Source organism: Shewanella sp. SACH, from assembly GCF_001887095.2.
Taxonomy (GTDB): Bacteria; Pseudomonadota; Gammaproteobacteria; order Enterobacterales; family Shewanellaceae; genus Shewanella; species Shewanella baltica.
The window spans coordinates 271,903-298,331 of sequence record NZ_MPDG02000002.1; the positions used below are offsets into that span (position 1 = coordinate 271,903).

Below are 26,429 nucleotides of genomic sequence, written 5' to 3' on the forward strand. Positions count from 1 at the left end.
CTGGCTTGTTAATCCTTAGGATGACAAGCCAGATTGGTCGATATTTTATAATTTTTATCAAAATATCAGGTGATTTTTAACTCAGCTTTGTCTATACTCCGCCACCTGCCCACGTTACTCCGCCAATTGGGCGGAAGTTGTAAGCCGAAGTCAGTGCTCGAAGGGGTGCTAAAAGGCAATTTTGTGTTGTTTGCAAATGCAGACAGCATGTGAGACAGAAAATTAACTTTGGGTTTTTGTAATAATGAAGACTTTTACTGCTACACCAGAAACCGTAACTCGTGACTGGTTCGTCGTTGATGCAGACGGCAAAACTTTAGGTCGTATCGCTACTGAAATTGCTACCCGTTTACGCGGTAAGCATAAGCCAGAATACACTCCACACGTTGATACCGGTGATTACATCATCGTTGTTAATGCTGAAAAAGTGACTGTTACTGGTAACAAAGCGAAAGGCAAAACGTACTACTCGCATTCAGGCTTCCCTGGTGGCATTAAGCAAATCAGCTTTGAAAAGCTGCAAGCGCAAAAGCCAGAAATGATCATCGAGAAAGCAGTTAAGGGTATGTTACCAAAAGGTCCTCTGGGCCGTGCCATGTTCCGTAAACTGAAAGTTTACGCTGGCGCAGAACATAACCACACTGCACAACAACCTCAAGTTCTTGATATCTAAACGGGATTAAGCAAATGGCTGCAACTCAGTACTACGGCACTGGCCGTCGCAAAACCTCTACAGCTCGCGTTTTCGCTAAAGCAGGTAGTGGCAACATCGTTGTAAATCAACGTCCTTTGGATCAGTATTTTGGTCGTGAAACTGCTCGTATGGTTGTTCGTCAACCTTTAGAGTTAGTTGAAATGACTGACAAGCTGGACATCTATGTAACTGTTAAAGGCGGTGGTATCACTGGCCAAGCAGGCGCAATCCGTCACGGTATTACCCGTGCTCTGATGCAATTAGATGAAGCACTGCGTCCATCACTACGTTCTGCTGGTTTCGTTACCCGTGACGCTCGTAAAGTTGAGCGTAAGAAAGTGGGTCTACGTAAAGCACGTCGTAAGCCACAATTCTCTAAGCGTTAATTCGTTTTTGGAATATCAAAAAACCCAGCCTATGCTGGGTTTTTTATTGGCTAAAATTTACGGTACTGGCGAATTCATTTAAATAAGAGACTCTGTTGTTGGGGTGTGCTGATATACAATCAATTTGTATTGAACGACTGAGTTTGAGGTGCGCATGACTTTTCAAGTTTTTATGCTGGCAGTAGCACTTGTGTTACTTTTAGAGGGAGTCGGCCCCTTACTCTTTCCGAACAAGTGGCGTCGTTATTTAAATGAACTCTCCCATCAAAATCAGCAGGTTATCCAGCGACTTGGTGGCGCGTTAGTCACGGCAGGAGTGGTGATCTTGGTGATTTTTGCGTAAAAAACAGCCTGCTTGCCCTTGCTTACTAAGATCTGTTAAAATTCTTTTTTAACCGCAACCTTGCAGCAAATAATGGGCAAAAACGTAGTTGTTCTCGGCACCCAATGGGGTGACGAAGGAAAAGGTAAGATTGTCGACCTTCTAACAGAACAGGCAAAATATGTAGTTCGCTATCAAGGCGGCCACAATGCTGGTCATACCTTGGTTATCGATGGTGATAAAACCGTTCTTCATCTGATCCCATCGGGTATCCTGCGCGATAATGTGAAATGCATTATTGGCAACGGTGTGGTGCTTGCACCTGACGCCCTGATGAAAGAGATCAACATGCTGAAAGATCGTGGTGTTCCTGTTGAGGAACGTCTGTTGATCTCTGAAGCGTGTCCGCTGATCCTACCATTCCATTGCGCCTTAGATATCGCCCGTGAAAAAGCACGTGGCAATAAAGCTATTGGTACAACTGGCCGCGGTATCGGACCTGCGTATGAAGACAAGATCTCCCGTCGCGGTCTGCGAGTAGGCGACTTGTTCAATGCTGAACTGTTTGCTGAAAAGCTGAAAGAAGTTATGAAATACCATAACTTTATGCTGACAGAGTACTATCAAGTCGAAGCTGTTGATTACGAGCAAACGCTAGCAGATGCTTTGGCTATGGCCGATTATCTGAAGAGCATGTGTGTTGACGTGACTGAACTGTTGGATACTGCGCGTAAAGCCGGTGAGCCAATCCTGTTTGAAGGCGCTCAAGGTACATTACTCGACATCGACCACGGAACTTATCCTTTTGTAACCTCTTCAAATACCACTGCCGGTGGTGTTGCGACGGGGTCAGGTTTTGGTCCACGTCACTTAGACTATGTCTTAGGTATCATGAAGGCTTACACCACTCGCGTGGGTGCAGGTCCATTCCCAACTGAACTATTATGTGAAGTTGGTGATCATTTAGGTACTAAAGGTCATGAGTTTGGTGCGACAACGGGTCGTAAGCGTCGTCCAGGTTGGTTGGATGCTGTGGCAATGCGCCGTGCAGTTCAAATCAACAGTGTAAGTGGCTTCTGCTTGACTAAGTTAGATGTACTTGATGGTCTGAAAGAAGTGAAAATTTGTGTGGGTTATCAGAATCCTGATGGCACTATCTCTAAAGTGACCCCGCTTGCGGCTGAAGGTTATGAACTGGTTACGCCTGTTTATGAAACTATGCCAGGTTGGAGCGAGTCGACTTTTGGCGCGACATCCATTGAGCAACTGCCACCGGCAGCGATCAATTATATCAAGCGTCTTGAAGAGCTATTAGAAACACCAATCGACATTATCTCTACTGGTCCTGACCGTAACGAAACCATGATTTTGGTTAATCCGTTCAATTAAGACCTGTTAAGGCCGTGTTTCACGGCCTTTTTCTCTGCTTCTTTATGCCTTTCTCTGTTTAATTCTGCGGTTAGAAATTCAGCTCAAGCTCAAGAAATAGGTTATACTGCCGATGCAAGTATTCACCCTATTGTCATTGAGAGTCGTTATGCTACGTACAGCACTAGTTGCGCTACTGCCCTTAGTATCTTCAATGTGCTTTGCTGAAACGCAGGCGGTGGATATTTATAGCCAAGATCAATTGCTTGATTTGATCCGAAGTGATCAATATTTAGCGAAAGTGAAGCGTGATGATTGCCAGTTAGTCCAAGACATTGAGGCGCGAGCCCAAGTCTTAAAACAGCCTTTATATCAATTCCTGTGGGGCGAAATGCTCAATTATGGAACCTGTGTAAAGGCAAACCCTGTGAAGGGCATTGCTTTGTTACGTGACTCGGCCGAACAAGGTAGCTCAGAAGCGATGTTAAAGCTTGCCGAGTATTATCAGAGTGGGAAATTTGTCATCCGCAATAAAGACAGAGCAGTGCATTATTTACTGCCTGCGGCTGCAAGTGGTGATTTACCCGCTCGTATGATGTTAGTGCGTTTATTCGGTGAAGGTTATGGTAGTCCTAGGGATTACGAGATGGCCTATCACTGGTTATATAACGATGTATTTGCGGACGAGGCGACGAAGAAAAAAGCCTTGTCTTTACTGCAGGTGTTAGCAGCTAAAATGCCCCCCAGTGCAGTGGCGCGGGCCCAGCAAGAACAGTTGCGAACCCGTTAAGTGGTCTCTTAATCTAGAGACACATTATTTGGATATTGAATGATCAAAGACCCTCATTTTGAGCGTGAACAGGATAAGTACGAAAACCCTATCCCAAGCCGTGAGTATATTATCGATTACTTACGTTCTCAGAAATCACCTATCACTCGTGACAGTATTGCCGCGGCGTTAAACATCCAAGAGGAAGAACAGCTTGAGGCCCTGCGCCGTCGCCTACGTGCGATGGAACGCGATGGCGAACTCGTGTTCACCCGTGGGCAGAGCTATGGCTTGCCCGAGAAAATGGATCTTATCCCCGGCACTGTACTCGGACACAGAGAAGGCTTCGGCTTTTTCAAACCCGATGAAGGCGGTGATGACTTATTTATTTCGAACCGCGATATGCTGATGTATTTCCATGGTGATAAAGTGCTCGCGCAAAAAGCGGGCACAGATCGTCGTGGTCGCCGCGAAGCGCGTTTGGTGCGTTTGATCCAGCCGCGCAGTGCCGCGATTGTTGGCCGTTATCATGTTGATAGCGGTATGGCATTTGTCATTGCCGATGATAAGCGTATAACCCAAGAAATCTTAGTCGCGAATGAAGATCGCAACGGCGCCCGTCAAGGCGATGTGGTTGTGGTTGAATTAACGCGTCGCCCGGGTCGTTTTGTTAAGGCTGCGGGTAAAGTGACTGAAGTGCTTGGTAAGCAAATGGCGCCGGGGATGGAAATCGAAATCGCCTTGCGTAACTATGACTTACCCCATACTTGGTCACCTGTGATCGAGAAGAAACTGCGCCGAATTCCCGATGAAGTGACCGACGCCGATAAAGTTGGCCGTGTGGATTTACGTCATCTGCCATTAGTGACTATCGACGGCGAAGACGCCCGCGATTTTGACGATGCCGTGTATGCGGAGAAAAAAGCCGGTGGCGGCTGGCGTTTATGGGTTGCGATTGCTGACGTTAGTTATTATGTTCGCACCGATTCGGCTTTAGATACCGAAGCGCGTGCCCGTGGTAACTCAGTGTATTTCCCATCGCAAGTGATCCCTATGCTGCCGGAGAAAATCTCCAACGGCCTATGTTCGCTTAATCCTCACGTCGACCGTTTATGTATGGTCGCCGAGATGACAGTGTCTGCCAAAGGCAAGTTGTCGGGTTATAAGTTTTATCCGGCTGTGATGTATTCCCATGCCCGTTTCACTTATACCCAAGTGGCTGAGATGTTAGAAGGCGGCCCGATTGCGCCTGAGCATGAAGCCTTGTTCCCGCATCTGCAGTGTTTACAGTCATTGTATTTAGCGCTAGATGAGCAAAGAGCTGAGCGTGGTGCGATTGCGTTTGAAACCATGGAAACGCAGTTCATTTTCAATGAGCAGCGCAAGATTGATAAAATCGTGCCGCGTGGCCGTAATCAAGCACATAAAATCATTGAAGAATGCATGATTTTAGCCAACGTTTCTGCAGCTAAATTTGTGAAGAAACACAAAGGCGACGTGCTGTACCGAGTGCATGAAGCGCCATCTGAGCAAAAGTTGGCGAACTTTAAAGAGTTCCTTGCTGAGCGTGGTTTGACTATGCCTGGCGGACTTGAGCCAACGCCGTCTGATTACCAGAACGTGATGCTGCAAATTGCCGACCGTCCCGATGCTGAACTTATCCAAGTGATGTTGCTGCGCTCTATGCGTCAGGCAATTTACACCCCAGATAATGAAGGTCACTTCGGTCTAGCCTTAGAAGAATATGCGCATTTTACCTCGCCCATTCGCCGTTATCCGGATTTAGTCTTACATCGTGTGATCCGTTATTTACTGGCGAAGGAAAGAGGCGAAGCCACAGAAAAGTGGACGCAGGATGGTGGCTACCACTATCAACTCGATGAACTCGACCAATTGGGCGAAGAGTGTTCGACTACAGAGCGTCGTGCCGATGAAGCGACCCGCGATGTTAGCGATTGGCTCAAGTGCGAGTTTATGCAAGATCACGTCGGCGATACCTTTGAAGCTGTGATTGCCTCAGTGACGAGTTTTGGTTTGTTCGTGCGCTTAAATGAGCTGTTTATCGATGGCTTAGTGCATATCTCAAGCCTAGGTAGCGATTACTACCAATTCGATCCTATGCGTCAACGTCTTATCGGTGAGCACACTGGCCAAGTCTATCAAGTTGGCGATCCTGTGACGGTTAAGGTCGCTGCTGTTAACTTAGATGACAGACAGATTGATTTAGTCATGCTGGGCGATGACGGTAAAGGTGGCAAGCGTAAAGCATCTGCCAGCCGTGATAAGCCGATGACTGCCCGTGAGCGTGTTAATCGCGAAGGTGCTAAGCAAGGCAAAGCAGGTAAAACCGCAACCCCTAGCACTAAGGCTGAAGCTGGCAAAGCCAAACCTAAGGCTAAAGCGGGCACTAAAGCGAAAAAAACAGCAGTAAAAGATCCGGCTAAAAAGCCAAAAGCCGCTAAGCGGAGCACGAGAAAGAAATAAATGAAAAAACAAGATATTATTTTTGGGATCCACGCAGTTGAAGCCCTGTTAAAACACAGCCCTGAGCGCATTATCGAGTTATGGCTGTTACAAGGCCGTGACGATGAGCGCTTAACTGTGCTTGCCAATCAGGCCAAAGCCTTTGGCACTACGATTCAAGTCGCTTCTCGTAAAGCCTTGGATGACAAAGCGGAAAGCAGCCAACATCAAGGCATAGTCGCGCGCGTTAAAGCGGCGAAAGTGTTGAATGAGCAAGATCTAGATGTGCTGCTTGCCAACACTGAGCAACCATTTCTGCTGATTTTGGATGGCGTGACGGATCCCCATAACTTAGGCGCTTGCCTACGTAATGCCGATGCGGCTGGCGTGCAAGGTATTATCGTGCCTAAAGACAACTCAGTCGGCTTAACTGCGACAGTGAGTAAAGTGGCATGTGGCGCGGCGGAAACTGTGCCTTTATTCCAAGTGACTAATCTTGCGCGCACTATGCGTCACCTGCAGGATAAAGGTGTATGGATTGTGGGTACGGCGGGCGAGGCAGATTGCGAGCTTTATCAAGCCGATCTTAAAGGGCCACTGGCGATTGCCATGGGTGCGGAAGATAAAGGTTTACGCCGTTTAAGCCGTGAGTCTTGCGATTCACTGATCTCTATCCCTATGGCCGGTAGTGTGTCGAGCTTGAACGTATCGGTTGCGACCGGTATTTGCTTATTTGAAGCTGTGCGTCAGCGCCGCAGCTAATACGCTCATGCTTGCCTGATATCGCATATGCGGTCAGGCTTGCAGTAACGACTTGTTGCAGTCACTATTTGTTGTAGTTAGCACTTGCAGTAATAAAAAGACCGATTAACTTTAAACAGTTAATCGGTCTTTTTTGTTGGTCTTTTTATGTCTGCGCTTTGTCTAGGTTGACCTGATGGCTATCGGCTTCATCCGTTTGAACGGCTTCAGGCTCTGCTTGCTCGATATCGAAACTGAAGGCGAGTTGCTCCTCATCACTGTCATTTTCGTCGATAATATCGTCATCGACGCCATCAGCCCCTAAATCATGCTCAGATTCATCTAGGTTAGCACTGGGCGTCATATGCTCTTGAATCGATTCAACATCAACCCTAGGATCCAGCGCCGCCGCCAGTGGTGAAGAGACTAGGTCGCCCGTTGCCATTATGTAGTCTTGGGTGACATTGGTTTCGACTTTTTGTTGTGAATGCACGTAACGTAGCCGCACAAACAGGATCAAGGTACAGGCAGACATAAAGCCATATAACATGCTGTTGCCAAGCCATTGCATCAACGTCGAGGCGATCAATGGACCGATACTAGCCCCTAAGCCGAAGGTTAATAAGATGGTGGCAGATAAACCGACCCGCTCATTCTGTTCGACTCGTGAGTTAGCCAGTGCCGTAGCAAGTGGATAGAAGGTGAAACCTAAAATACCAAACAGAAAGGTCATCACCAGCGAAATCACTGGATGATAGGGCGTTAAGGCGATGGCTAAGGCTAAGATGCCAAGCAATATACAGTTGATACGGATAAGACGGCTGCGGGACATAATGTCGGACAGTTTCCCCATCGGCCATTGTGCCAGTAATCCCGCTAAAATCGTTGCAGTCATATAAGTGGCGACTTTTTCAGGCGGCAAACCTAAGTTACTAGCATAGGCGGGCGCGAGACCATAAAACGAACCCACTATCATGCTACCAATCGCGATGGTTGTGAGTGCCTGCGGCGCTTTTTTCCAGTAATGGGCAATTTTGAGTGGAGCTGGGACCAAAGGCGCAGGGTGAAGACGACGCGTGAGTGAAATCGGTACGATACAGAGTGAGAAACAAATCGCGATAAGCAGTAGTGGCTCTAGACCTAATTCGGGGAAGATGCTGATTGCGCCTTGGCCCAAAATCAAACCGAAGTAAGATACGATCATATAACTCGCGAACACTGTGCCCCTTTGGTTACTTTCGGCTTGTTCGTTAAGCCAACTTTCGAGCACCATGTATTGGCACATCATTCCCATGCCGACAACGAGCCTGAGGAGCAGCCAAACTGCTAGCTCATCCACGAGTGCATGACCCAATGCAGATGCCGCGACTATGCCTGCACTGGCAACGAAGGCGCGGATATGGCCCACTTGGGCGATAAGTCTATGACCAATCTTAGAGCCCGCCACAAGGCCAACATAATAGGCCGACATCATGCCGCCTATCCATATCTGTGGCACATTCATCACCGAGAGCCTGAGCCCAAGGTAAGTTGTGAGCAAACCGCCGGCCAGTACCATTAACAAGGTGGTGCTATATAAAGAGGCGAAAGTGCGCAGCGGATTAGTCATATACAACTCCGAAAACACAAACAAGATTGATAATAAACCGTGAGTATATCAGGGGTTGGTGTTTATGTTGTGTTGCAAATTGTTGGTAAATCTTGATTAATTGCGCATTTCTGCTCAAAAAATCCTTAGATTATGTCGAAGTGACTTGAGAGGGGGATGAAGAACTTTAACATTGACGCCAGCCGAAGATGACATTGGCGTCGTGTTCTTGTATTGCTTCGGATTATCTAAAAGCGGTTATCTAAAGGTATAAAGCAGGTTGAAGGTGGTGATGGTATCTGTCTGCTGGCTACCTTCTGGAACTACTTCAGTGTATTTGATGTTCATGCCGATTTTAAAAGCCCAATCTTGGAACACCAGATTCTTGTAGTTCATGTCTAAGGTAAGGGTATTGTTGTTCTCGCCCATTTCCGCAGTTAAATCGGCATTGAGACTGCTGTATTCCTGCAGTTTTTGAGAAAACTTTGCAGCGGTACGCAGAATGACATCTTTCTCAGCATCAGGATTGGGAATATCGACAGATTCGGCCGGTAAGTTATATCGATAACCGGGGCCGACTTCGAGACTGAGTTTGGTCTTGTAGCTACTGATGGCATTAAAACCGTAACCACTCGAAATAGTTGAGATTTGCGTGTAACTACCGAATTGATCCCAAGTAAAATCACCGCGTCCGAAGATATAACCCTTAGTGAGTTTATAGTTCGACTGGAGTTGGAGTTCGTATTTTTCGGAAGTCGTCTTGCTTTTTTCTGAGGCAAAGTAGGCTTTGAGCGTGGCTTCTTGCTTGGTTTGCTTAGTGTCGTAAATCAGTTGGGTTCGACCGTTAAAACTGCTGGATTCGGTATTGCCTGTATTCAGTTGCAAACCCGCTTCGATTTCTGCGGTAAAATCGCTGGGCGGTTCCTGATAATCAGGTGGAACAAGCGCAAGCGCAGGAAATGAAAGGGAAAATAAAAAGATTGGCGCAATAACTTTTAGCATTATGTTTTATTCTTGGTTAGCTGATGTCAGACGTCCGAATATAGATGAAGCGCCATCATACCTGTATTGATTGGCGAGGCAAAGTTATTGCTTGAGTTTCTGGCTTGCTTTCTGTACTATCTCGCGCTCAAATCAGTCACTATTTTTCGTTCCTTGCCTCCATTTGGTTTGACTGAGCCAATACCGAGGCTACATAACCGTAAGGAGCAATAAATGCGTCATTACGAAATCGTATTTATGGTTCACCCAGATCAAAGTGAACAAGTACCAGGTATGATTGAGCGTTACACAGGTGTTATCACCGAAGCTAACGGCACAATCCACCGTTTAGAAGATTGGGGCCGTCGTCAACTGGCTTACCCAATCCTTGATCTGCATAAAGCTCACTACGTTCTGATGAACGTTGAAGCTAAAGCAGAGACGATTGAAGAGCTAGAAACAGCTTTCCGTTTCAACGACGCAGTTCTGCGTAACATGGTAATGCGTACTAAAGTTGCCGTTACTGAAGCATCTCCAATGGCTAAAGCTAGAGATGAGCGCGATTCACGTCGTGGCCCAGCTGGCGAACGCTCATACGATGAAGCTCACGCTGAAGAAATCGCTGAGTAAGGTAATCTGTGACCACCAATAACTTGGTGTTGTCAGGAACGATAACTCGTTCAAGACGCTTTAAAAGCCCAGCAGGTATTGCACACAGTGTGATAATGTTGGAACACAAATCGCAGCGTTATGAAGCAGATATGCTCCGCAACGTCTACGTACAAATTCAAGTGATATTGAGTGGCCCACGCTTTGAAAGCGTCGCAGAAGATCTGAAAGCAGGTGTGGAAGTACAAGTGCAAGGCTTTATGACGCTTCAACAGGGGCGCAATGGTCAAAACCGCTTAGTTATCCATGCCGAAAATGTCGAATTGAAAACTTAGGAGACTGTCAACATGGCACGTTATTTCCGTCGTCGCAAGTTCTGCCGTTTCACCGCTGAAGGTGTTGCAGAAATTGATTACAAAGATATCGTTACTTTAAAGAACTACATCACTGAAAGCGGCAAGATTGTTCCTAGCCGTATCACTGGTACTAGTGCTAAATATCAGCGCCAACTAGCTCGCGCTATCAAGCGTGCTCGTTATCTTTCTCTACTGCCATATACTGATTTACATCAGTAATTGCAGTATTCCTAATCGAATATAGAGGATTTGATAATGAACGTTATTCTGCTTGATAAAATCGCTAACCTAGGCAACTTGGGTGACCAAGTATCAGTTAAGGCTGGTTACGCACGTAACTTCCTTTTGCCACAAGGTAAAGCTGTTGTTGCTAACGAAAGCAACGTTAAAGTATTTGAAGCTCGTCGCGCTGAATTAGAAGCTAAATTAGCTGCTGAATTAGCTGCTGCTAACCTACGTGCTGAGAAAATCACTGCACTGGAAGCTGTTGTAATCGCTTCTAAAGCTGGTGATGAAGGCAAACTGTTTGGTTCAGTTGGCAACCGTGACATCGCTGATGCAGTGACTGCTGCTGGTGTTGAGCTGGCTAAATCAGAAGTTCGTTTACCATTAGGCGCTCTGCGTACTACTGGCGACTTCGAAGTTGAAGTTCAGTTACACACTGAAGTTAAAGCTGTTGTTAAAGTATCTGTGGTTGCAGAAGCTTAATTACGACTCGCTTTAAATATAAAAAGACACCGCCTCGGCGGTGTTTTTTTATGGCTGACTTTTAGGATTTGAGTGTATTTAGGTTTTGATATCGGCTCTACGATGGATTTAATACGATTGGTATAATTGCTAGGTGATACGCGCCTACTCATTCAATCTCATCATCCCAAAGTGCATTCGCTGCTAAAATATGAGCCCAAATAAAAGCCGCTTACTGCATAACAGTGAGCGGCTTTTTGTTTAGAGCAACGGATTTAGCTCAAGGTATTAATTTCTGACTAAATCCAGTTCTTGGATTAGGTTCTCGGCATGGTCGACTTCGTCCATCATCCACAGGATATAGCGGATATCCACGTGTACTGCGCGGGTGATGGTTGGGTTGAAGAACCAATCTTTAGTGATGGCTTCATAGGTGGAGTCGAAGTTAAGCCCCACTAACTCACCTTTACCGTTAAAGACGGGCGAACCCGAGTTGCCGCCTGTGGTGTCAACGCTCGATAAGAAATTAACTGGTACTGAGTTAAATTCTTCGGGTTTGTCTAAGCAAGAGAAGAGTCTGCAGATCCAGCCGCGGGGATCTTGATAAACTGACTTCACTAAATGATTGCCAAAACGCTGCTCGGCAATCGCATCGAGGAGCTTTTTCGGTGCATTGTAGGGCTCTACGCCTGTGTGTTTCGCGACTATGCCATCTAGACGAGTAAACGGCTGTTTGTAGAGTGCATCACGTGATTGATAACCATCGACCATACCGTAGCTGATACGCAGCGTACCGTTGGCGTCAGGGTAGACTGGCCAGTTGTTGGCTTTATAGTATTCGATCACTGCGGCCATATAGTCTGGGCGAGCAGTGGATAACTTACCGTCTAAGATTTTTTCCGTTTTTTCCTGCGCCATATTAGTGTCGTAAAGTGCTACGGCTAAACGAATAAAGGGATCGGCACTGGTTTCGAAGGCGTTAATATCGGCATTCATCCACGCCAGACGTTGGGCTTGATCTGTGAGCGTAGTGAGTGAATACAAACCATCGAGTTTAGCTGCGAGATCTACGTCTTTACTGGTTACACTTAACATTTGATCGAGCGCCGCCACGCGATTCGATTGGCCTAGGTAAGCATTTAAATCCTGTAGCCACAATGTCTTATCGACTTTGACATCGAAACTCGAATCGATACGTTTAAGACGCGAGCTCAGCATCGCCAAATCACGCTCTTGATAGCCTTGTTCACGTTCGGCATCGGGCTTTTGTTTTTCTTTAGCAAGACGATACAAGCTGTTTGCTGCGGTTAGCAGGGTGCTCGATTGGGCATTAGTAAAGTAGTAATTACCTTGGAACGCCTGTTGTTGCTCGGCAAGTAACACTTCTAACTCAGCAATGAGGTTTTGATTTAGCTTAGGATTTTGTTTAAGCCAAGCTAAAAAATTATCCTCACGACTTTGTTTAATGCCCACGATATCCGTGGCTTTAAAACCCGCTAACAGGCCGTTGAGTTTTTTCATTCGGTTGGCCATTGAAGCCATATTACCAGCGTATTTAATGGCGATGTCTGCATCTTTTTGCCCCATAGCTTCGATAGTATCAATCTGTAATTGATAGCGTTTAGCTTGGGTGGGATACAGCCAGTCACTGGCAAACTTAAGCTCACTAGTGAGGTTATAGCGACTGGTTGAGCCTGGATAACCTGCGACAAACACGCCGTCACCGGCTTTCACGCCATCGGCGTTGATTTTAAGGTAACTCTTTGGCTTGTAAGGGATGTTATCGTCGCTATATACAGCGGGTTGGCCATCCTTTCCGACGTAAGCTCGTAAGAAGGCAAAATCACCCGAGTGGCGTGGATATTCATAGTTATCGATGTCGCCGCCGTAGGCACCGACACTTTCTGGTGGTGCATACACTAAGCGTACATCGCGGATCATCAATTGCTTGATTAGGTAGTATTCTAGGCCGTTATGGAAACTGCGGACATTACAGCGATAATTCGCATCGGCTTCACAGCTCTTGATCAGTTCTTTGCTGTGATTTTGAATGTCTTCGTAACGGCTCAGTGGATCTTGGCTTAGGCCTTGATTGATTTGGGCGGTGACATCGGTTACTGCCTCTGTGATGTATAAACGTTCGTTAGGACCGGCAGAGGGTTCCTTGTCCATTGATGTAGCTAAAAAGCCTTGTTCGAGATAGTTATGTTCTTTCTTAGTGTTATATTGTATCGCCTTGAAGGCACAATGGTGGTTTGTCACAACTAGCCCTTGGGGGGAGACAAAACTGGCGGTACAATAGCCCAGCCCTACAACGGCGTTCATTGGATAACTTGTAAGATCGGCCAGTTTTTCTGCAGGAATATCGATTCCGCGTTCACTGAGTTTGTCTGCAATAGAAGGCATTTGATAAGGTTGCCATTGTCCTTCGTCGGCAGTTGCTATGCCGGATGTCATTACTAAGGCCGCAACCAATGCAATACGCATGTTCTTTCCTTATTGATTATTAGAGTGTCCGTTGGAATGAGATAACAGGCGAGTGTAAACATCCTGTTTGCTTGACGCGGGTTTTATATCATATTTTGTTAAGTTGTTGGAAATCGGGAGCGTTAATGTCACAACAAGGTGCTTTTAAGCCTAAAAGTAAGCCAAGAGATTTGCAGCTTGATGGACTCAAGCTGCCACCGCATTCAATTGAGGCTGAACAATCGGTATTAGGCGGCTTGATGTTAGATGCCGAAGCGTGGGACAGGGTCGCTGAGGCCGTCGTAAAAGATGACTTTTACTCCCGTTCACACAAGATGATCTTCTCTGCCATGCACAGATTGGTCGATCTGGGGCAACCGATCGATTTGATCACGGTTTCTGAACAGCTCGAAGTTGAAAATCAATTAGAAGATGCTGGCGGTTTTGCCTATTTAGGTGAAATTGCGAAAAATACCCCAAGTGCGGGTAACATTTTATCTTACGCCGAAATCGTCCGTGAACGTGCCGTAGTGCGTGACATGATCCGTGTAGCGCACGAAATTGCCGATGCAGGTTACAACCCAGAAGGCCGCGACTCGAGTGAATTACTCGACCTTGCTGAGAGTAAAGTCTTTAAGATCGCTGAGATGCGCACCAATTCCAACGAAGGTCCTGAAGGCATTAAAACCATTCTGGAAAAAACCGTCGATAAGATTGAGCAGCTTTATAATAACCCCCATAACGGTGTGACTGGGGTTTCGAGTGGCTTTAACGATCTGGATAAGATGACCGCTGGCTTCCAGTCCGGTGACTTGATTATCGTTGCGGCGCGTCCTTCTATGGGTAAAACCACCTTCGCGATGAACTTGTGCGAACAAGCCGCGATGAATGAAGACAAGCCGGTGCTTATCTTCAGTCTCGAGATGCCGTCAGAACAGATTATGATGCGTATGTTGGCCTCCTTGGGCCGCGTTGATCAAACCAAAATCCGTACCGGTCAGCTCGATGACGAGGATTGGGCGCGGGTTTCATCGACCATGGGCATCATGCTCGAGCAAGGCAAAATGTATATCGATGATGGTTCGGGATTAACGCCGACCGAAGTTCGTAGCCGCGCGCGTCGTATCGCCCGTGAGTACGGTGGATTATCTATGATCATGATAGATTACCTGCAGTTAATGCAGGTGCCCGCTTTGAAAGATAACCGTACCTTAGAGATTTCTGAGATTTCACGCTCCCTAAAGGCATTAGCCAAAGAGCTAGAAATCCCGATTATTGCCCTGTCGCAGCTTAACCGCTCGCTTGAGCAAAGGGCCGATAAGCGACCTGTAAACTCGGATTTGCGTGAATCGGGCGCTATCGAGCAGGATGCGGATCTCATCATGTTTATTTATCGCGATGAAGTGTATAACAACGATTCTCAAGATAAAGGTACGGCCGAAATCATTATTGGTAAGCAACGTAACGGCCCGATTGGTCGGGTGCGACTCACCTTCCAAGGGCAGTTTTCGCGCTTCGATAATTATGCCGGACCTCAGTTTGAAGAAGACTAAATTTACGTTTGAAAATTGTAAATTTGCGTATGCAGAAGACGTGCTGTGCTGATGTATTTTTTATATCCGTGACTTTTTATTTCCTGAGTGAGCAAGGTAAATTTTGAACCCTTTTCCCCGTGCAGAAATTAGCAGTAGTGCACTGCAAACCAATCTCGCTGCGTTGCGTCAACAAGCACCAGCGAGTCGCGTGATGGCCGTCGTTAAAGCGAACGGTTATGGTCATGGATTATTAAATGTCGCCCATTGTTTAGTCAGTGCCGATGGTTTTGGCTTAGCGCGATTGGATGAAGCCTTAGAATTACGAGCGGGCGGCGTGACAGCGCGGTTGTTATTGCTGGAAGGTTTTTTCCGCGCCACCGATCTCCCATTACTCGTCGGGCATGATATCGACACTGTGGTGCACCATAGCTCTCAGCTTGAGATGTTAGAGCAAACTGTGTTGTCAAAACCTGTCACTGTTTGGTTGAAAGTGGATTCAGGTATGCATCGCTTAGGCTTTACGCCCGAGCAATTCTCAACGGTTTACGACCGATTAATGGCCTGTCCCAATGTGGCAAAACCGATTCATTTGATGACACATTTTGCCTGTGCAGATGAGCCAGATAACACTTATACCTCAGTACAGATGGCGGCTTTTAATAGCTTAACTGCTGGCTTACCCGGATTTAGAACCTTAGCCAACTCCGCCGGTGCCTTGTATTGGCCGCAAAGCCAAGGCGATTGGATCCGTCCGGGAATCGCACTCTATGGTGTGTCACCCGTCACTGGAGATTGCGGTGCGAATCACGGACTAGTACCTGCGATGGAACTGGTATCACAGTTGATTGCGGTGCGGGATCATAAAGCCAATCAGCCGGTGGGTTATGGTTGTTTTTGGACCGCGAAGCAAGATACCCGTTTGGGTGTTGTCGCAATTGGATATGGTGATGGTTATCCCCGTAATGCACCGGAAGGTACACCTGTGTGGGTTAATGGTCGTCGCGTACCCATAGTTGGCCGCGTCTCTATGGACATGTTGACTGTCGACTTAGGCCAAGATGCGCAAGATAAGGTTGGCGACAGTGCTCTGTTGTGGGGTAAAGCATTACCCGTTGAAGAAGTCGCTGAACATATCGGTACTATCGCTTATGAATTAGTCACTAAGCTCACTCCAAGGGTTGCGGTTTGCTTAGCTTAGCCTTGTTAACTTCATCGCGTGAGTTTACTCTCATGAGCTCAGTCTCGCGTGCTTGGTCTCATGAGACTAGCCTGGTGAAATGAACCTCGTTAGCTTGAGCGACTGTAGCATTAAAATGCAGAATCATAAAACGGTGTGTTAAACACCGTTTTTTTATTTGTGGCAACTCTAGGGTGAAGTCTCACAGTGAATCATCAGTATTATATTTGCATCGTCTCATTGCTCCGAATAAAAGCGTTAAAAATTGCTAATTTATACAGTATGAGCTGAGCGAGTAGGGCTTAGATAAGCGCATTGCAGTTAAGTACTGATTTGATGTGCAGGCTGAGTGACTCGATATGTTTACGGATAGAGCCGCGCGAACTGAAGTGGTCATTAAACACTAATGAGACAGCAAAAAGAACGGTCAAAACATGTTCAGGTGCTGGTAATCCAGCCGTTCTGATCTTTGTTATCTAGCTTTAAATAAGCAAATGAAACATAAGATCCAGAGCGACAGGAGCGTTAATGTAATTTGAGCTATGTTGTCTTGGTACATTTTAAGTTATTAATTTTCAAAACATATTTCGATATAAGCGGTCCCATGTGGGCTGGTAAAAGGCATGATAATCTTAGTGCCATTGGCTTTATGGGAAATGGTGTGGCCTTTTCCTGACACGACCATAGGGGTGGCCATTTCAAACTCATAGCCTTTCTGACCCAACAGATTTTTTGCGCCGCCAGTCACCATGTTGGTGATTTCACCCACTAGATCAGTTACTTCCTCGTTAATTTTACCCGGGTTTTCGCCCAGCATATTCTGCATTATCTGCAAAACCAGCTTTTGTTCGAAGGTAATCGATAGTGATCCTTTTGTTTGGGGGCCAACGAGCCCAATGAGGCCAGACACATCCCCCTTCGCTAAGTTATCTGATTTGATTTGAGGTTTGCCCGGCGTCAAATCCATGCTCGCCATAGTCGAAATGACATTGAGCAGAGATTGGAGGAAAGGATTAATAAAATTAACGTTCATGCCTAAGTTTGTCCTCTTTTGAGCCTAAACCATGAAGTAATGGCATTGCTTAAGGCTATTAGAAAAGTTGCTTATCGACAGCAATCTTGATCACACTCTATCAGCTTAGATGAGACAGCTATAAATGTGAGGCTAATTTAAAGATATTCTTATCATTTATCCGAGATATATGCGGCTAAGGCCCAATATCACTGTGCCATTTATGGTTGCGATCGCTTTGCATCATAGTTTACAAGTGTTACTCAGGAAGACGTTGAACGTCAAATGGCGCTGTTTTACGCTACATAAATACAAAAAATGATGTAATATCGACACTATTAGCCCCATTCATAGTGGCCCATGTGTGCCGATGCTGCAAAGTTTTTTAGCCTTTTTATGGAGTAACTCGACTTTTATCTATTCAACAACTGAGGGGGGAGCGGTTATTGCCCGACTCTGTGGCATCTCGGTTAGTGCGATTCTGCGATACCATTCCATTCGCTATCGTCTGGCAGCTAACGAGATTTCTCAACAGCAACATTAAAATATCCCCCGTAGATAATTCAATTACAGTCGTCATTGCACAAACTGACTCGGCTCGATTAATAACGTAATAGTTTTATGTAGTTAGCTCATCGACGGTTTTCTTAAACATCAAGACATTCTTATTTTTCCCACTACTCTCAATTTCAGAGGCAATGAAAAAACCTGCATTGCTGGACGATAAATTATGCAACCAATGTTAACTAATAATGCAAATGATAATAGTTATTGATCAGTTTGTGTGATTTCCTTATATTAGCGGGCGATTAACAGGTGGGGGACATCTGTTACAGGGTTTAGTCCGCAACAGGAATGCTTTTAATGAAATTTGCAAAACGCCGCAATGGCCGAGTCGCACTCGGCGCCCATGTTTTAGGTTCATTAACTATAGGTATGGCAGTATCAGCTACCCCTGCGATAGCAACGGAGCAGGCACAAGTCGCTGGTAAGAAAGTCGAACATATTGAGGTTAACGGCGAATATTTGGGCTACAACACGCGCAAAGTACAATCCGGTAAATTTACTGATGATCTGCTCAATAGCGCTAAAACTGTCACTGTGATTAATCAAGATCTGATCAAAGACATGGGGGCACAAAGTTTTACCGATGCTCTGCGTGCAACACCCGGTATTACGCTTGGTACGGGTGAAGGTGGAAATCCCTATGGTGACAGGCCGTTTATTCGTGGTTATGACGCTCAATCTTCGACGTTTATTAACGGTATGCGGGATGTGGGCTCCCAGAGCCGTGAGACTTTTAACATCGAACAAATTGAGGTGCTAAAGGGGCCTAGTTCTGTTTACAACGGCCGTGGTGCAGTTGGTGGCAGTATCAATATCGTGACCAAAAAAGCGCAAGCTGAAGATTTTATTAATGCGGATGTGGCAATTGGTACTGATGCTTTAAAACGCGCCAGCTTTGACGTTAACCATGTGATTGCAGATGAAGCTGCCGTGCGGGTGAATCTAATGGCGCACGATGCCAATACACCGGGTCGTGATGAAGTCTCTGGTAATCGCTGGGGCATTGCCCCCTCGGTGACATTTGGCTTGACGACACCCACTAAGGTGACGTTGGAATATTATCATTTTGAAAACCATGACATACCTGACTATGGGATCCCCTATGATCAAGCGACAGGTAGGCCTGCCGATGTAGATCCCAATAACTTCTATGGCTTATTGTCGCGGGATTTTCGCGATAATAATGACGACACAGCTTCAGTACTGATAAGCCATGACTTCAACAATGACATGCAATTTACGTCGACCTCAGTGTATAGCCGTAATACCAATTATTACATTGTGACTAACCCAGATGACACGACAGGCAACGTCGCCAATGGTTATGTATGGCGTAACACTAAATCACGCCATTCAGTGACTAAAACGCTCGCGACCCAATTACAACTGGCGGGTGAGGCTAAACTGGCTGGATTCACCAACCGTTTTGCGATTGGCACTGAATTTAGCAACGAGCGCACCAGTAACTTAAGTTATACGGTCGATACGGGTAATGGTCGTAATGCGGGTTGTAATGATGCACTACTGGCTAATTACAATTGTACTTTGTTATCGAAGCCTAATCCTCACGACCCTTGGGTCGGCAGCGTGACGCTAGGGACTGATGCCACTGTGACTGAAACGGACACTCGCTCAGTTTATGCCTTTAATACCATAGAGTTGAATGAGTCTTGGATGATTAACGGCGGCGTGCGCTGGGATGATTACAGCACTGCTGCACAGAACTCGACTTCGTCACTATCCAATGACGATGATTTTTTAAACTACCAACTATCAGTGCTGTATAAACCAGCGGTCAACGGCAGTATCTATGCGGCGTGGGGCACATCTTCGAATCCGCCAGGAACATCTAATGGCGATGGTTCAGATCGTCTTGGTAGTAACAATGAAGATTTAAAGCCTGAAGATACTGAAAGTTACGAGCTAGGTACTAAGTGGGATTTCTTCAGTGGCCGCTTATCGCTTAATGGTTCAGTATTCCAAATCGAGAAGAACAACGCTCGCGTTGCGACTTCTGCCGATCGCAATTCACCGCAAGAAAACGTTGGTGAGCAGAAAGTGAAAGGCTTCGAAATTGGTTTTTCAGGTGATATCACTGAGCATTGGCATGGATTTGGTGGATACACCTATCTTGATGCTAGCCTAGAAAGTAACGGATTTAATGCCGCTTACGATGGTAATCGTTTCCCTAATACGGCCAAAAACAGCATCAGCCTGTTTACCACTTACGACATTACGGAACAGTTAAATGTCGGAACTGGCGCCTACTATATGGGGCAGGTTTATGGTAATACCGCCAATACGTTATCGATTCCTTCATACTGGCGTTTTGATGTGGTTTCATCTTACAAGATGAATGACTTTCTGACGCTGCGCTTGAATGTGCAAAACCTCACTGACGAGCGTTATTACGATAAAGCCTACACTGCGCATTTTGCTAACATGGCGCCCGGACGTTTGGTCATGCTCAGTGCCGATATGCATTTTTAATGTCAGCCATTAGTTAATGTGATGGCAGCCCTCGGGCTGCCTTTTATGTTTTATAAACGGTATAAGTCATGCCGTGTTTTTTGCCCTATGGAACCCAGAGATGCTGATTGAAATTCCTAATGTTTTCTCAAAACAAGAAGTGAGTCACTTACGCGAACAGTTAGATGCGCGTTGCTGGATAGACGGTAATCAAACCTCCGGCGCGATGGCGACAACTCGTAAGCGCAATCAGCAATTAGATAAGGACGACCCAGTAGCCGTCGCGCTAGGTCAGCAGATTATGGACAGGCTGTTGGCACACCCGCAATTTGTATCTGCCGCATTACCATTACAGTTTTATCCGCCTTTGTTTAATCGATATCAAGGCGGTGAAACCTTTGGGTATCACATAGATAATGCTATCCGCTCGACTCCTGATGGGATGATCCGTACCGATTTGTCAGCGACTTTATTTCTCAGTGAACCAGAAAACTATCAGGGCGGAGAATTAGTTATCCAAGATACCTACGGCCAACAAAGCATAAAATTATCAGCGGGTTCATTAGTGCTGTATCCATCGAGCAGCTTGCATCAGGTCACGCCAGTTCTGTCGGGCGAGCGTACCGCCGCCTTTATGTGGCTACAAAGTATGGTTCGTGATGAAGGTCAGCGCCGCTTGCTATTTCAACTCGATCAATCGATTCAAACACTCACAGCTCAGCAGACAGCGGAACAAGAGTTGTTTAATCTGAGTGGCGTGTATCACAATCTATTGAGGCGCTGGAGTGAGCTGTAAATGGCGGTTATTCCTCTAGTCAGCATGATAGTCGCTTATAGCTTGATGGAGGGGGACTGAGCGCTAGATAATTAATCTACTTTTAGTATTCATGCCGCTTTGCGTCTACTGTCATAGGCCAAGTTTGTCATCGTGCTATAACGCTGCACTTTTGATGCAGAGCGTGACCCTGCAGCTTGGTGTTTGGTAATGGCGCTTTGCTCTGTGTATAATGCGTTGCCATTTTTTCACACGCACAAGACATTGATGGTGAATGATCCCGTCTGCCTTTTCACGTTTTTGAATGCGAAATAACGCCATTTATTAGGTTTTTCAATCTGCTGCGTCCAAGCGATTGTGGTCCCTCTTAGTTCCCCTGAATAAGGTAGAACATCCTAAGCGTGTAAAAACAGTCAGTAAGAATATTATTTAGTCGGAACATAATGAATTTAGATAAAACCCAGCAACACCAAGGTTTAGCGCCTAAACCCCTCGATAGAACCTTTTCCATTGCGCCCATGCTGGATTGGACTGATCGTCATTACCGTTATTTTGCACGTTTGATGTCGGCTAATGCATTGTTGTATACGGAAATGGTGACGACTGGAGCGATATTGCATGGCCGTGGTGACTACTTAGCGTATAACCAAGAAGAACATCCTTTGGCATTGCAGTTAGGTGGCTCTAATCCAGTCGATTTAGCGCGCTGCGCTAAACTCGCGGCTGAGCGTGGCTACGATGAAGTGAACCTCAATGTGGGTTGTCCTTCCGATCGAGTGCAGAATGGTCGCTTTGGCGCGTGTTTGATGGCGGAACCTGAATTAGTGGCTGAGTGCGTTGATGCCATGAAGCAAGTGGTTGATATTCCTGTGACTGTTAAGACACGTATCGGGATTGATGAACAAGACAGTTATGCATTTTTAACCCAGTTTATCGATGTGGTCAGTGCAAAAGGGTGTACGGATTTTACTATTCATGCCCGTAAGGCTTGGCTTCAAGGCTTGAGTCCGAAAGAGAATCGCGAGATCCCGCCGCTTGATTATGATCGTGTATATCAACTCAAGCGCGATTATCCCGCGCTCAATATTGGTATTAATGGCGGCGTCACCACACTTGAGCAAGCGCAACTCCATTTGGCGCAGCTCGATGGCGTGATGATGGGGCGTGAGGCCTATCAGAATCCTTATATTCTGGCGCAGGTGGACCAAGTTTTATGTGGCAGCCAAAAAGCGGTGATCAGCCGTGAGGATGTGATTGAGGCAATGTTGCCTTATATCGAAGCACATTTGCAGTCGGGTGGGCGACTTAATCATATTACTCGCCATATGATAGGGTTATTCCAAGGCTTACCGGGTGCCCGTGCGTGGCGTCGTTATTTGAGCGAAAATGCCCATAAAAACGGCGCTGGGATAGAAGTGGTAAAGCAGGCTTTTCAGAATATTCAGGTTGAAGTTGTAGAGTAATTCCACTCGACTTAAAAGATGGTGAAATTTACTAATTTGAGTAGTATTTTTCACCACTTGTTATTTTTCAATCCATCCCTATATCTCATCTTATCCACATAAATTTTTTTTAAATGATTAAAATCATAATCTTAAAAATATTTTTATAAGTTGGCACGCAGTTTGTAATACTCCTTTCGTCAAGTTAATTAATCGAAAGGGATGCCATCATGTTTACGTTAACCATTAAAAAATCAGTTCAAATGAGTGTGTTATTAGGTGCGTTAGTCGGTAGCGTTGCAGTACACGCAGAAGCCGCGCCAATATCGGATGTTGTCGGAACCATTGAGCAAACGCTAACTACCCAAACACAAGAAATGTTAGTCAGTGCTAAGCGTGAGTTTGTGATGTCATTGCAAACACAACTCGCTGAAAGTATTTATGACTTCAACAGTCAACTTGGCTTAAGCGCTGAGAATGAAGGTGAGTCGGCAAGTGCCGATGAATATAGCGCTAAGTAGGGGATCTGCTTATGTGGTTTGTAGCACCTTTAATGACTTTGCTACTGTTACCTGTAATTAGTCTTGCGTTGTTTTCAGGCATTATTTGCTGGTTTCAGTGGCATAGTGATAAATAAATTACAATCAATTGAGTCGAGGTTTTAGATGAAACGAGTAAAAGCACGTATGGAGAGCCCAGAGCGATTAGTGTGTGGTGTTGCTGCTGGTATGGCATGGAAATTTGGTTGGTCTTGCTTTTGGACTCGAGTGGTGTGGGCTGGCGCGACGGTATTTATGCCTGGTGTGAGTTTGTTGATTTACTTTGTTTTAGCACTGTTAGTTGATCAATGGAAAAGACCCGTTTAAGTCCGCAGTGATGACTTATATTTGAGGCTTGTCTTGATTGAAAAATTGAAAGAATTTTTTAAAAAAAATAGGGTGTTAAACCTATCAACAAGAGGGCACTTTGACCCTCATGCGACATGTATGTGCATACTGCTTGCAGACTACTTCTTCAAAAAAGCCTGAAATCTGCTCTTGGCTTCATCACTTTTTAGCCTAGCGCTAAATTGTTCTAATTCTTGATGCATTTGGTGTTGTACACGATTTTTATGCGGACGCATTAATTGACGTGTGATTTGTAGGGCTTGTGGCGGTTGATTTGCCAACTTTTTAGCCTGAGACAATGCATAACTGAGTAGGTCTTCATGGGCCACAATTTCGTTGATCATATTGAGTCTGTGGGCTGTCTCGGCATTAAAACTTTCGCCGAGTAGCAATAGCTCTGCCGCTTTTTGATAACCCACTAGTTCAGGTAACAGTAGGCTAGCACCCGCTTCTGGCACCAGTGCCAAGTTGACGAAGGGCAGTTGAAACTTCGCCGTGTTATCGGCATATACCAGATCACAGTGCAGTAGTACGGTAGTGCCAATGCCGACGGCGGCGCCAGAAACGGCGGCAACCAGCGGTTTTTTGAGTTCCAGCAGGCAAAATAAGAAACGTACAGCGGGGTGATTTGGCCCTAAGTCACTATTTTTCAAAAAGTCTGCAACATCATTGCCTGAGGTGAAGCAATTATCTTGGCCATGGAGCATAAAGGCACGAATGTCGTTGTCTGCTTCACCTTCGATCAGGTATTCTGTCAGTTGTTTATACATATTAAGATCAAGTGCATTGCGTTTATCGGGGCGATTAAAGCTGATAATACGTACGCCCTGATCATCCTGAACCTGTATATGACTCATGGGTTGTTTCCTTTACGACGACATTGGGTAGACATGGAGTTTAAGACATTGAAACCAATATTCAAACAGCTGTTTAATTGTCTAGTTTTATCTTGTGCATCATTTTCAGCGTTGGCGAGCGTGATAGTGACCGAAGGTCATGTACGCGCCATGCCTGAGACAGTACCAAATACTGCCGCCTACTTTACGCTTGAAAACCACACAGATAAAGCGGTTCGTCTTATCGGCGTCAGTGCTACTGTGGCAAAGGATGCCCAATTACACACGATTATCGAAGATCAAGGCATGGTGAAGATGCGCCATGTTGAAGGTTTTGATATCCCATCCCATGGCACATTAACGTTAACGCCGTCAGGGGATCACGTCATGTTGCTAGGCTTAAAAGCGCCATTGGTGTTAGAGCAGCAAGTTGAACTGCAATTAGAGTTTGACGATGGCGAGAAAATGGCGATTACACTGCCTGTTAGTAAAGAAGCAGAAAACGCCGCAGAGCAAGAGCATCATCACCATCATTAAGGAGTCGCTTGATGCAAATTACATGGAAAAAAGTTACCGGTGTCGGTTTATTTTTAGTATTAATCGGTTATGGCCTGAGTGTGTGGTGGAGTATCGAGCCCGATCCTATCAATCCTCAACAATTGACGGCTACCGATAAAAATGTGGTCGGATACGCAACCACCACTTCGCTGATCCTCACGGTCGAAACATTACTGGATAAGCAAGGCGGTTGGTTATCAAACGATGTGATGCCACCTTCCATCTTTATGGATAACATGCCCGCATTTGAATACGGCGCATTAGAACAAGCCCGCGATTTAGCCTTGATTATGCGTAAAGAGTTTAGTCGCTCGCAGTCACAATCGGCAGCGGATAAAGATTTAGGCGAAGCCCAATCTAAGCTCAATATCGATCACACTAGCTGGTTAGTGCCAAGTGCCGAAAGCGAATACCGCGATGCCATTAAATTGCTGAAGCTGTATCGTGCTCGCATGATGGACCCTAACAATCAAGATGCACAGTTTTATGCCCGCGCCGACAACCTCAATGAATGGTTGAAAGAAGTGCAGAAGCGTCTGGGCAGCATGTCACAACGTTTATCGGCCAGTGTTGGCCAAGAGCGTTTAAATACCGATTTAGCCGGCGATAATGCGGCGCGTCAATCCACACCTAACTTGGCAAGCCATCAGGTGAAAACCAGCTGGTGGAAAATTGATGATGTTTTCTATGAGAGTCGTGGTGCTTCATGGGCCTTGCTGAACTTTATGCGCGCCGTTGAAGTTGATTTTGCCGACGTCTTAAAGAAGAAAAATGCTGAAGTGAGCCTAAGACAGATCATACGTGAACTGGAGGCGACTCAGCAAACTGTCTGGAGCCCTGTTGTGCTTAATGGCAGCGGTTTTGGCTTAGTCGCTAATCATTCATTGGTTATGGCTAACTATGTGTCGCGTGCGAATGCCGCGGTGATTGATTTAACGAACTTGCTATCTCAAGGTTAATTATGAAAAAAACTCTCCTCGCCAGTGCGGTATTAGGATTATGCATGGCCACATCAGCCCAAGCGGCCACTGTGGTCGGTTTCACAATTGGCGGTGACTACTGGCGCGCCGATACTAGCGGTACTTTTGCCGATAGAGGTCAACCACAGCAAACATTTGATTACAGTTCATCGGCTCAAGGTAGCTACTGGATTGCGGTTGAGCATCCATTGCCATTTGTCCCTAATATTAAAATCCGTGAAAATAGCTTAGATCAGAAAGGCAGCATGTCTGGTGCTGATTTCAACTTCAATGGTCATGATTTTAAAGGTAATGTGACTGCTTATACCGATCTGAGCAACAGAGATTTCGTGCTGTATTACGAAATATTGGATAACGATATAGTGTCATTGGATCTCGGTGCTGCTTACAAGTTAATGAATGGCTCACTGCGCGTGCAAGACCCTGGTCACCCTGAAGAGAAAGATGTCGATAGCGGCATTGTGATGGGTTATGCCAGTACGCATGTGGGTATGCCTGGCTTAGGTTTATACGGTTTTGCTGATTTGATGCAGGGCGTAAATGAATCAAGCGTTCACGACTATGCGATTGGTTTAGGCTGGCAATTCGATGGTTTGGCCGTCGATACCCGTGTACGTGTAGGCTACCGTGAGTTTTTATTCGACGTGAGTAACTTCTCGGGTGTGAGTGCCGATACTAAATTTAAAGGTTACTTCGCAGGTGTTGAAATCAACTTCTAATCTGTTGATTTAGCGTTTGAGTATAAAAAAACCGCCTATCGG

26 protein-coding genes are annotated in these 26,429 nt (G+C 45.9%); 21 read left to right on the forward strand and 5 right to left on the reverse strand.

Translation table 11 applies throughout. The annotated features are described in order from the left end of the window. Positions 1–244: 244 nt before the first annotated feature. From rplM to rlmB, 7 genes are all read left to right on the forward strand, one after another. Positions 245–673 (forward strand): 50S ribosomal protein L13, encoded by a 429-nt coding sequence (rplM, locus tag BM607_RS09005; RefSeq protein WP_006083053.1) that lies wholly within the window; start codon positions 245–247, stop codon positions 671–673. Between the two features lie 14 nt (positions 674–687). Beyond that, on the forward strand, positions 688–1,080 hold the full coding sequence (rpsI, locus tag BM607_RS09010) for a 30S ribosomal protein S9 (RefSeq protein ID WP_006083052.1): 393 nt from the start codon (positions 688–690) through the stop codon (positions 1,078–1,080). 154 nt (positions 1,081–1,234) lie between these two features. Continuing rightward, positions 1,235–1,423, forward strand: coding sequence for a DUF2065 domain-containing protein (locus tag BM607_RS09015; RefSeq protein WP_006083051.1), 189 nt, complete (start codon positions 1,235–1,237; stop codon positions 1,421–1,423). Between the two features lie 72 nt (positions 1,424–1,495). Then, positions 1,496–2,791 carry an adenylosuccinate synthase gene (locus BM607_RS09020; protein ID WP_006083050.1) on the forward strand — a complete coding sequence of 432 codons (1,296 nt, stop codon included), beginning with the start codon at positions 1,496–1,498 and terminating at the stop codon, positions 2,789–2,791. Positions 2,792–2,903: 112 nt separating this feature from the next. Continuing rightward, positions 2,904–3,560, forward strand: a complete 657-nt coding sequence (motX, locus tag BM607_RS09025; protein WP_011847814.1) for a flagellar protein MotX — start codon at positions 2,904–2,906, stop codon at positions 3,558–3,560. Positions 3,561–3,599: 39 nt separating this feature from the next. Next, entirely contained in the window at positions 3,600–6,023 is a 2,424-nt protein-coding gene (rnr, locus tag BM607_RS09030; RefSeq protein WP_006083048.1) for a ribonuclease R, read from the forward strand. Then, the gene (rlmB, locus tag BM607_RS09035; protein ID WP_006083047.1) at positions 6,024–6,764 is read left to right on the forward strand and encodes a 23S rRNA (guanosine(2251)-2'-O)-methyltransferase RlmB; all 741 of its coding nucleotides are present in this window, start codon (positions 6,024–6,026) and stop codon (positions 6,762–6,764) included. 145 nt (positions 6,765–6,909) lie between these two features. Here the strand turns inward: rlmB and BM607_RS09040 are convergent, their stop codons facing one another. After that, complete coding sequence (locus BM607_RS09040; RefSeq protein ID WP_012088244.1) at positions 6,910–8,352, reverse strand: MFS transporter; 1,443 nt, start codon at positions 8,350–8,352, stop codon at positions 6,910–6,912. Positions 8,353–8,589: 237 nt separating this feature from the next. Next, the gene (locus tag BM607_RS09045; protein ID WP_006083045.1) at positions 8,590–9,333 is read right to left on the reverse strand and encodes a DUF481 domain-containing protein; all 744 of its coding nucleotides are present in this window, start codon (positions 9,331–9,333) and stop codon (positions 8,590–8,592) included. A gap of 213 nt (positions 9,334–9,546) precedes the next feature. Between BM607_RS09045 and rpsF the strand changes: the two genes are divergently transcribed. From rpsF to rplI, 4 genes are read left to right on the forward strand one after another with little or no spacing between them, the layout of a single operon-like run. Next, complete coding sequence (gene rpsF / locus BM607_RS09050; RefSeq protein WP_006083044.1) at positions 9,547–9,942, forward strand: 30S ribosomal protein S6; 396 nt, start codon at positions 9,547–9,549, stop codon at positions 9,940–9,942. A gap of 8 nt (positions 9,943–9,950) precedes the next feature. After that, positions 9,951–10,256, forward strand: coding sequence for a primosomal replication protein N (gene priB / locus BM607_RS09055; RefSeq protein WP_006083043.1), 306 nt, complete (start codon positions 9,951–9,953; stop codon positions 10,254–10,256). A 12-nt stretch (positions 10,257–10,268) separates the two neighbouring features. After that, positions 10,269–10,496, forward strand: a complete 228-nt coding sequence (rpsR, locus tag BM607_RS09060) for a 30S ribosomal protein S18 (protein ID WP_006083042.1) — start codon at positions 10,269–10,271, stop codon at positions 10,494–10,496. 36 nt (positions 10,497–10,532) lie between these two features. Continuing rightward, on the forward strand, positions 10,533–10,985 hold the full coding sequence (rplI, locus tag BM607_RS09065; RefSeq protein WP_006086059.1) for a 50S ribosomal protein L9: 453 nt from the start codon (positions 10,533–10,535) through the stop codon (positions 10,983–10,985). A gap of 267 nt (positions 10,986–11,252) precedes the next feature. Here rplI and BM607_RS09070 read toward each other — a convergent pair whose 3' ends face one another. Further along, positions 11,253–13,451 carry a S46 family peptidase gene (locus BM607_RS09070; RefSeq protein WP_087486514.1) on the reverse strand — a complete coding sequence of 733 codons (2,199 nt, stop codon included), beginning with the start codon at positions 13,449–13,451 and terminating at the stop codon, positions 11,253–11,255. A gap of 125 nt (positions 13,452–13,576) precedes the next feature. On the opposite strand from BM607_RS09070, the gene dnaB reads away from it, so the two are divergent. Then, entirely contained in the window at positions 13,577–14,983 is a 1,407-nt protein-coding gene (gene dnaB, locus BM607_RS09075; protein ID WP_006083039.1) for a replicative DNA helicase, read from the forward strand. Between the two features lie 103 nt (positions 14,984–15,086). Then, complete coding sequence (gene alr, locus BM607_RS09080; RefSeq protein ID WP_012586772.1) at positions 15,087–16,163, forward strand: alanine racemase; 1,077 nt, start codon at positions 15,087–15,089, stop codon at positions 16,161–16,163. 547 nt (positions 16,164–16,710) lie between these two features. Here the strand turns inward: alr and BM607_RS09085 are convergent. Further along, on the reverse strand, positions 16,711–17,175 hold the full coding sequence (locus tag BM607_RS09085; protein WP_006083037.1) for a chemotaxis protein CheX: 465 nt from the start codon (positions 17,173–17,175) through the stop codon (positions 16,711–16,713). Between the two features lie 843 nt (positions 17,176–18,018). Between BM607_RS09085 and BM607_RS09090 the strand changes: the two genes are divergently transcribed. The 5 genes from BM607_RS09090 (at position 18,019) to BM607_RS09115 (ending at position 23,273) form a co-directional block, all read left to right on the forward strand. Then, positions 18,019–20,211 carry a TonB-dependent siderophore receptor gene (locus tag BM607_RS09090; RefSeq protein ID WP_071938626.1) on the forward strand — a complete coding sequence of 731 codons (2,193 nt, stop codon included), beginning with the start codon at positions 18,019–18,021 and terminating at the stop codon, positions 20,209–20,211. A 100-nt stretch (positions 20,212–20,311) separates the two neighbouring features. Continuing rightward, positions 20,312–20,986 (forward strand): Fe2+-dependent dioxygenase, encoded by a 675-nt coding sequence (locus BM607_RS09095; RefSeq protein WP_071938625.1) that lies wholly within the window; start codon positions 20,312–20,314, stop codon positions 20,984–20,986. Positions 20,987–21,408: 422 nt separating this feature from the next. Next, on the forward strand, positions 21,409–22,428 hold the full coding sequence (gene dusA, locus BM607_RS09100; protein ID WP_071938624.1) for a tRNA dihydrouridine(20/20a) synthase DusA: 1,020 nt from the start codon (positions 21,409–21,411) through the stop codon (positions 22,426–22,428). Between the two features lie 209 nt (positions 22,429–22,637). Then, positions 22,638–22,928 (forward strand): hypothetical protein, encoded by a 291-nt coding sequence (locus tag BM607_RS09105; RefSeq protein ID WP_006086053.1) that lies wholly within the window; start codon positions 22,638–22,640, stop codon positions 22,926–22,928. Positions 22,929–23,072: 144 nt separating this feature from the next. Further along, entirely contained in the window at positions 23,073–23,273 is a 201-nt protein-coding gene (locus BM607_RS09115) for a PspC domain-containing protein (protein WP_006083032.1), read from the forward strand. A gap of 140 nt (positions 23,274–23,413) precedes the next feature. Here BM607_RS09115 and BM607_RS09120 read toward each other — a convergent pair whose 3' ends face one another. After that, entirely contained in the window at positions 23,414–24,151 is a 738-nt protein-coding gene (locus BM607_RS09120) for an enoyl-CoA hydratase (RefSeq protein WP_006083031.1), read from the reverse strand. Positions 24,152–24,184: 33 nt separating this feature from the next. Between BM607_RS09120 and BM607_RS09125 the strand changes: the two genes are divergently transcribed. From BM607_RS09125 to BM607_RS09135, 3 genes are read left to right on the forward strand one after another with little or no spacing between them, the layout of a single operon-like run. Further along, on the forward strand, positions 24,185–24,667 hold the full coding sequence (locus BM607_RS09125; protein WP_071938623.1) for a copper chaperone PCu(A)C: 483 nt from the start codon (positions 24,185–24,187) through the stop codon (positions 24,665–24,667). 11 nt (positions 24,668–24,678) lie between these two features. Then, positions 24,679–25,647, forward strand: coding sequence for a DUF2333 family protein (locus BM607_RS09130; protein ID WP_006083029.1), 969 nt, complete (start codon positions 24,679–24,681; stop codon positions 25,645–25,647). A 2-nt stretch (positions 25,648–25,649) separates the two neighbouring features. Next, complete coding sequence (locus BM607_RS09135) at positions 25,650–26,387, forward strand: TIGR04219 family outer membrane beta-barrel protein (RefSeq protein ID WP_071938622.1); 738 nt, start codon at positions 25,650–25,652, stop codon at positions 26,385–26,387. Positions 26,388–26,429 lie beyond the last annotated feature (42 nt).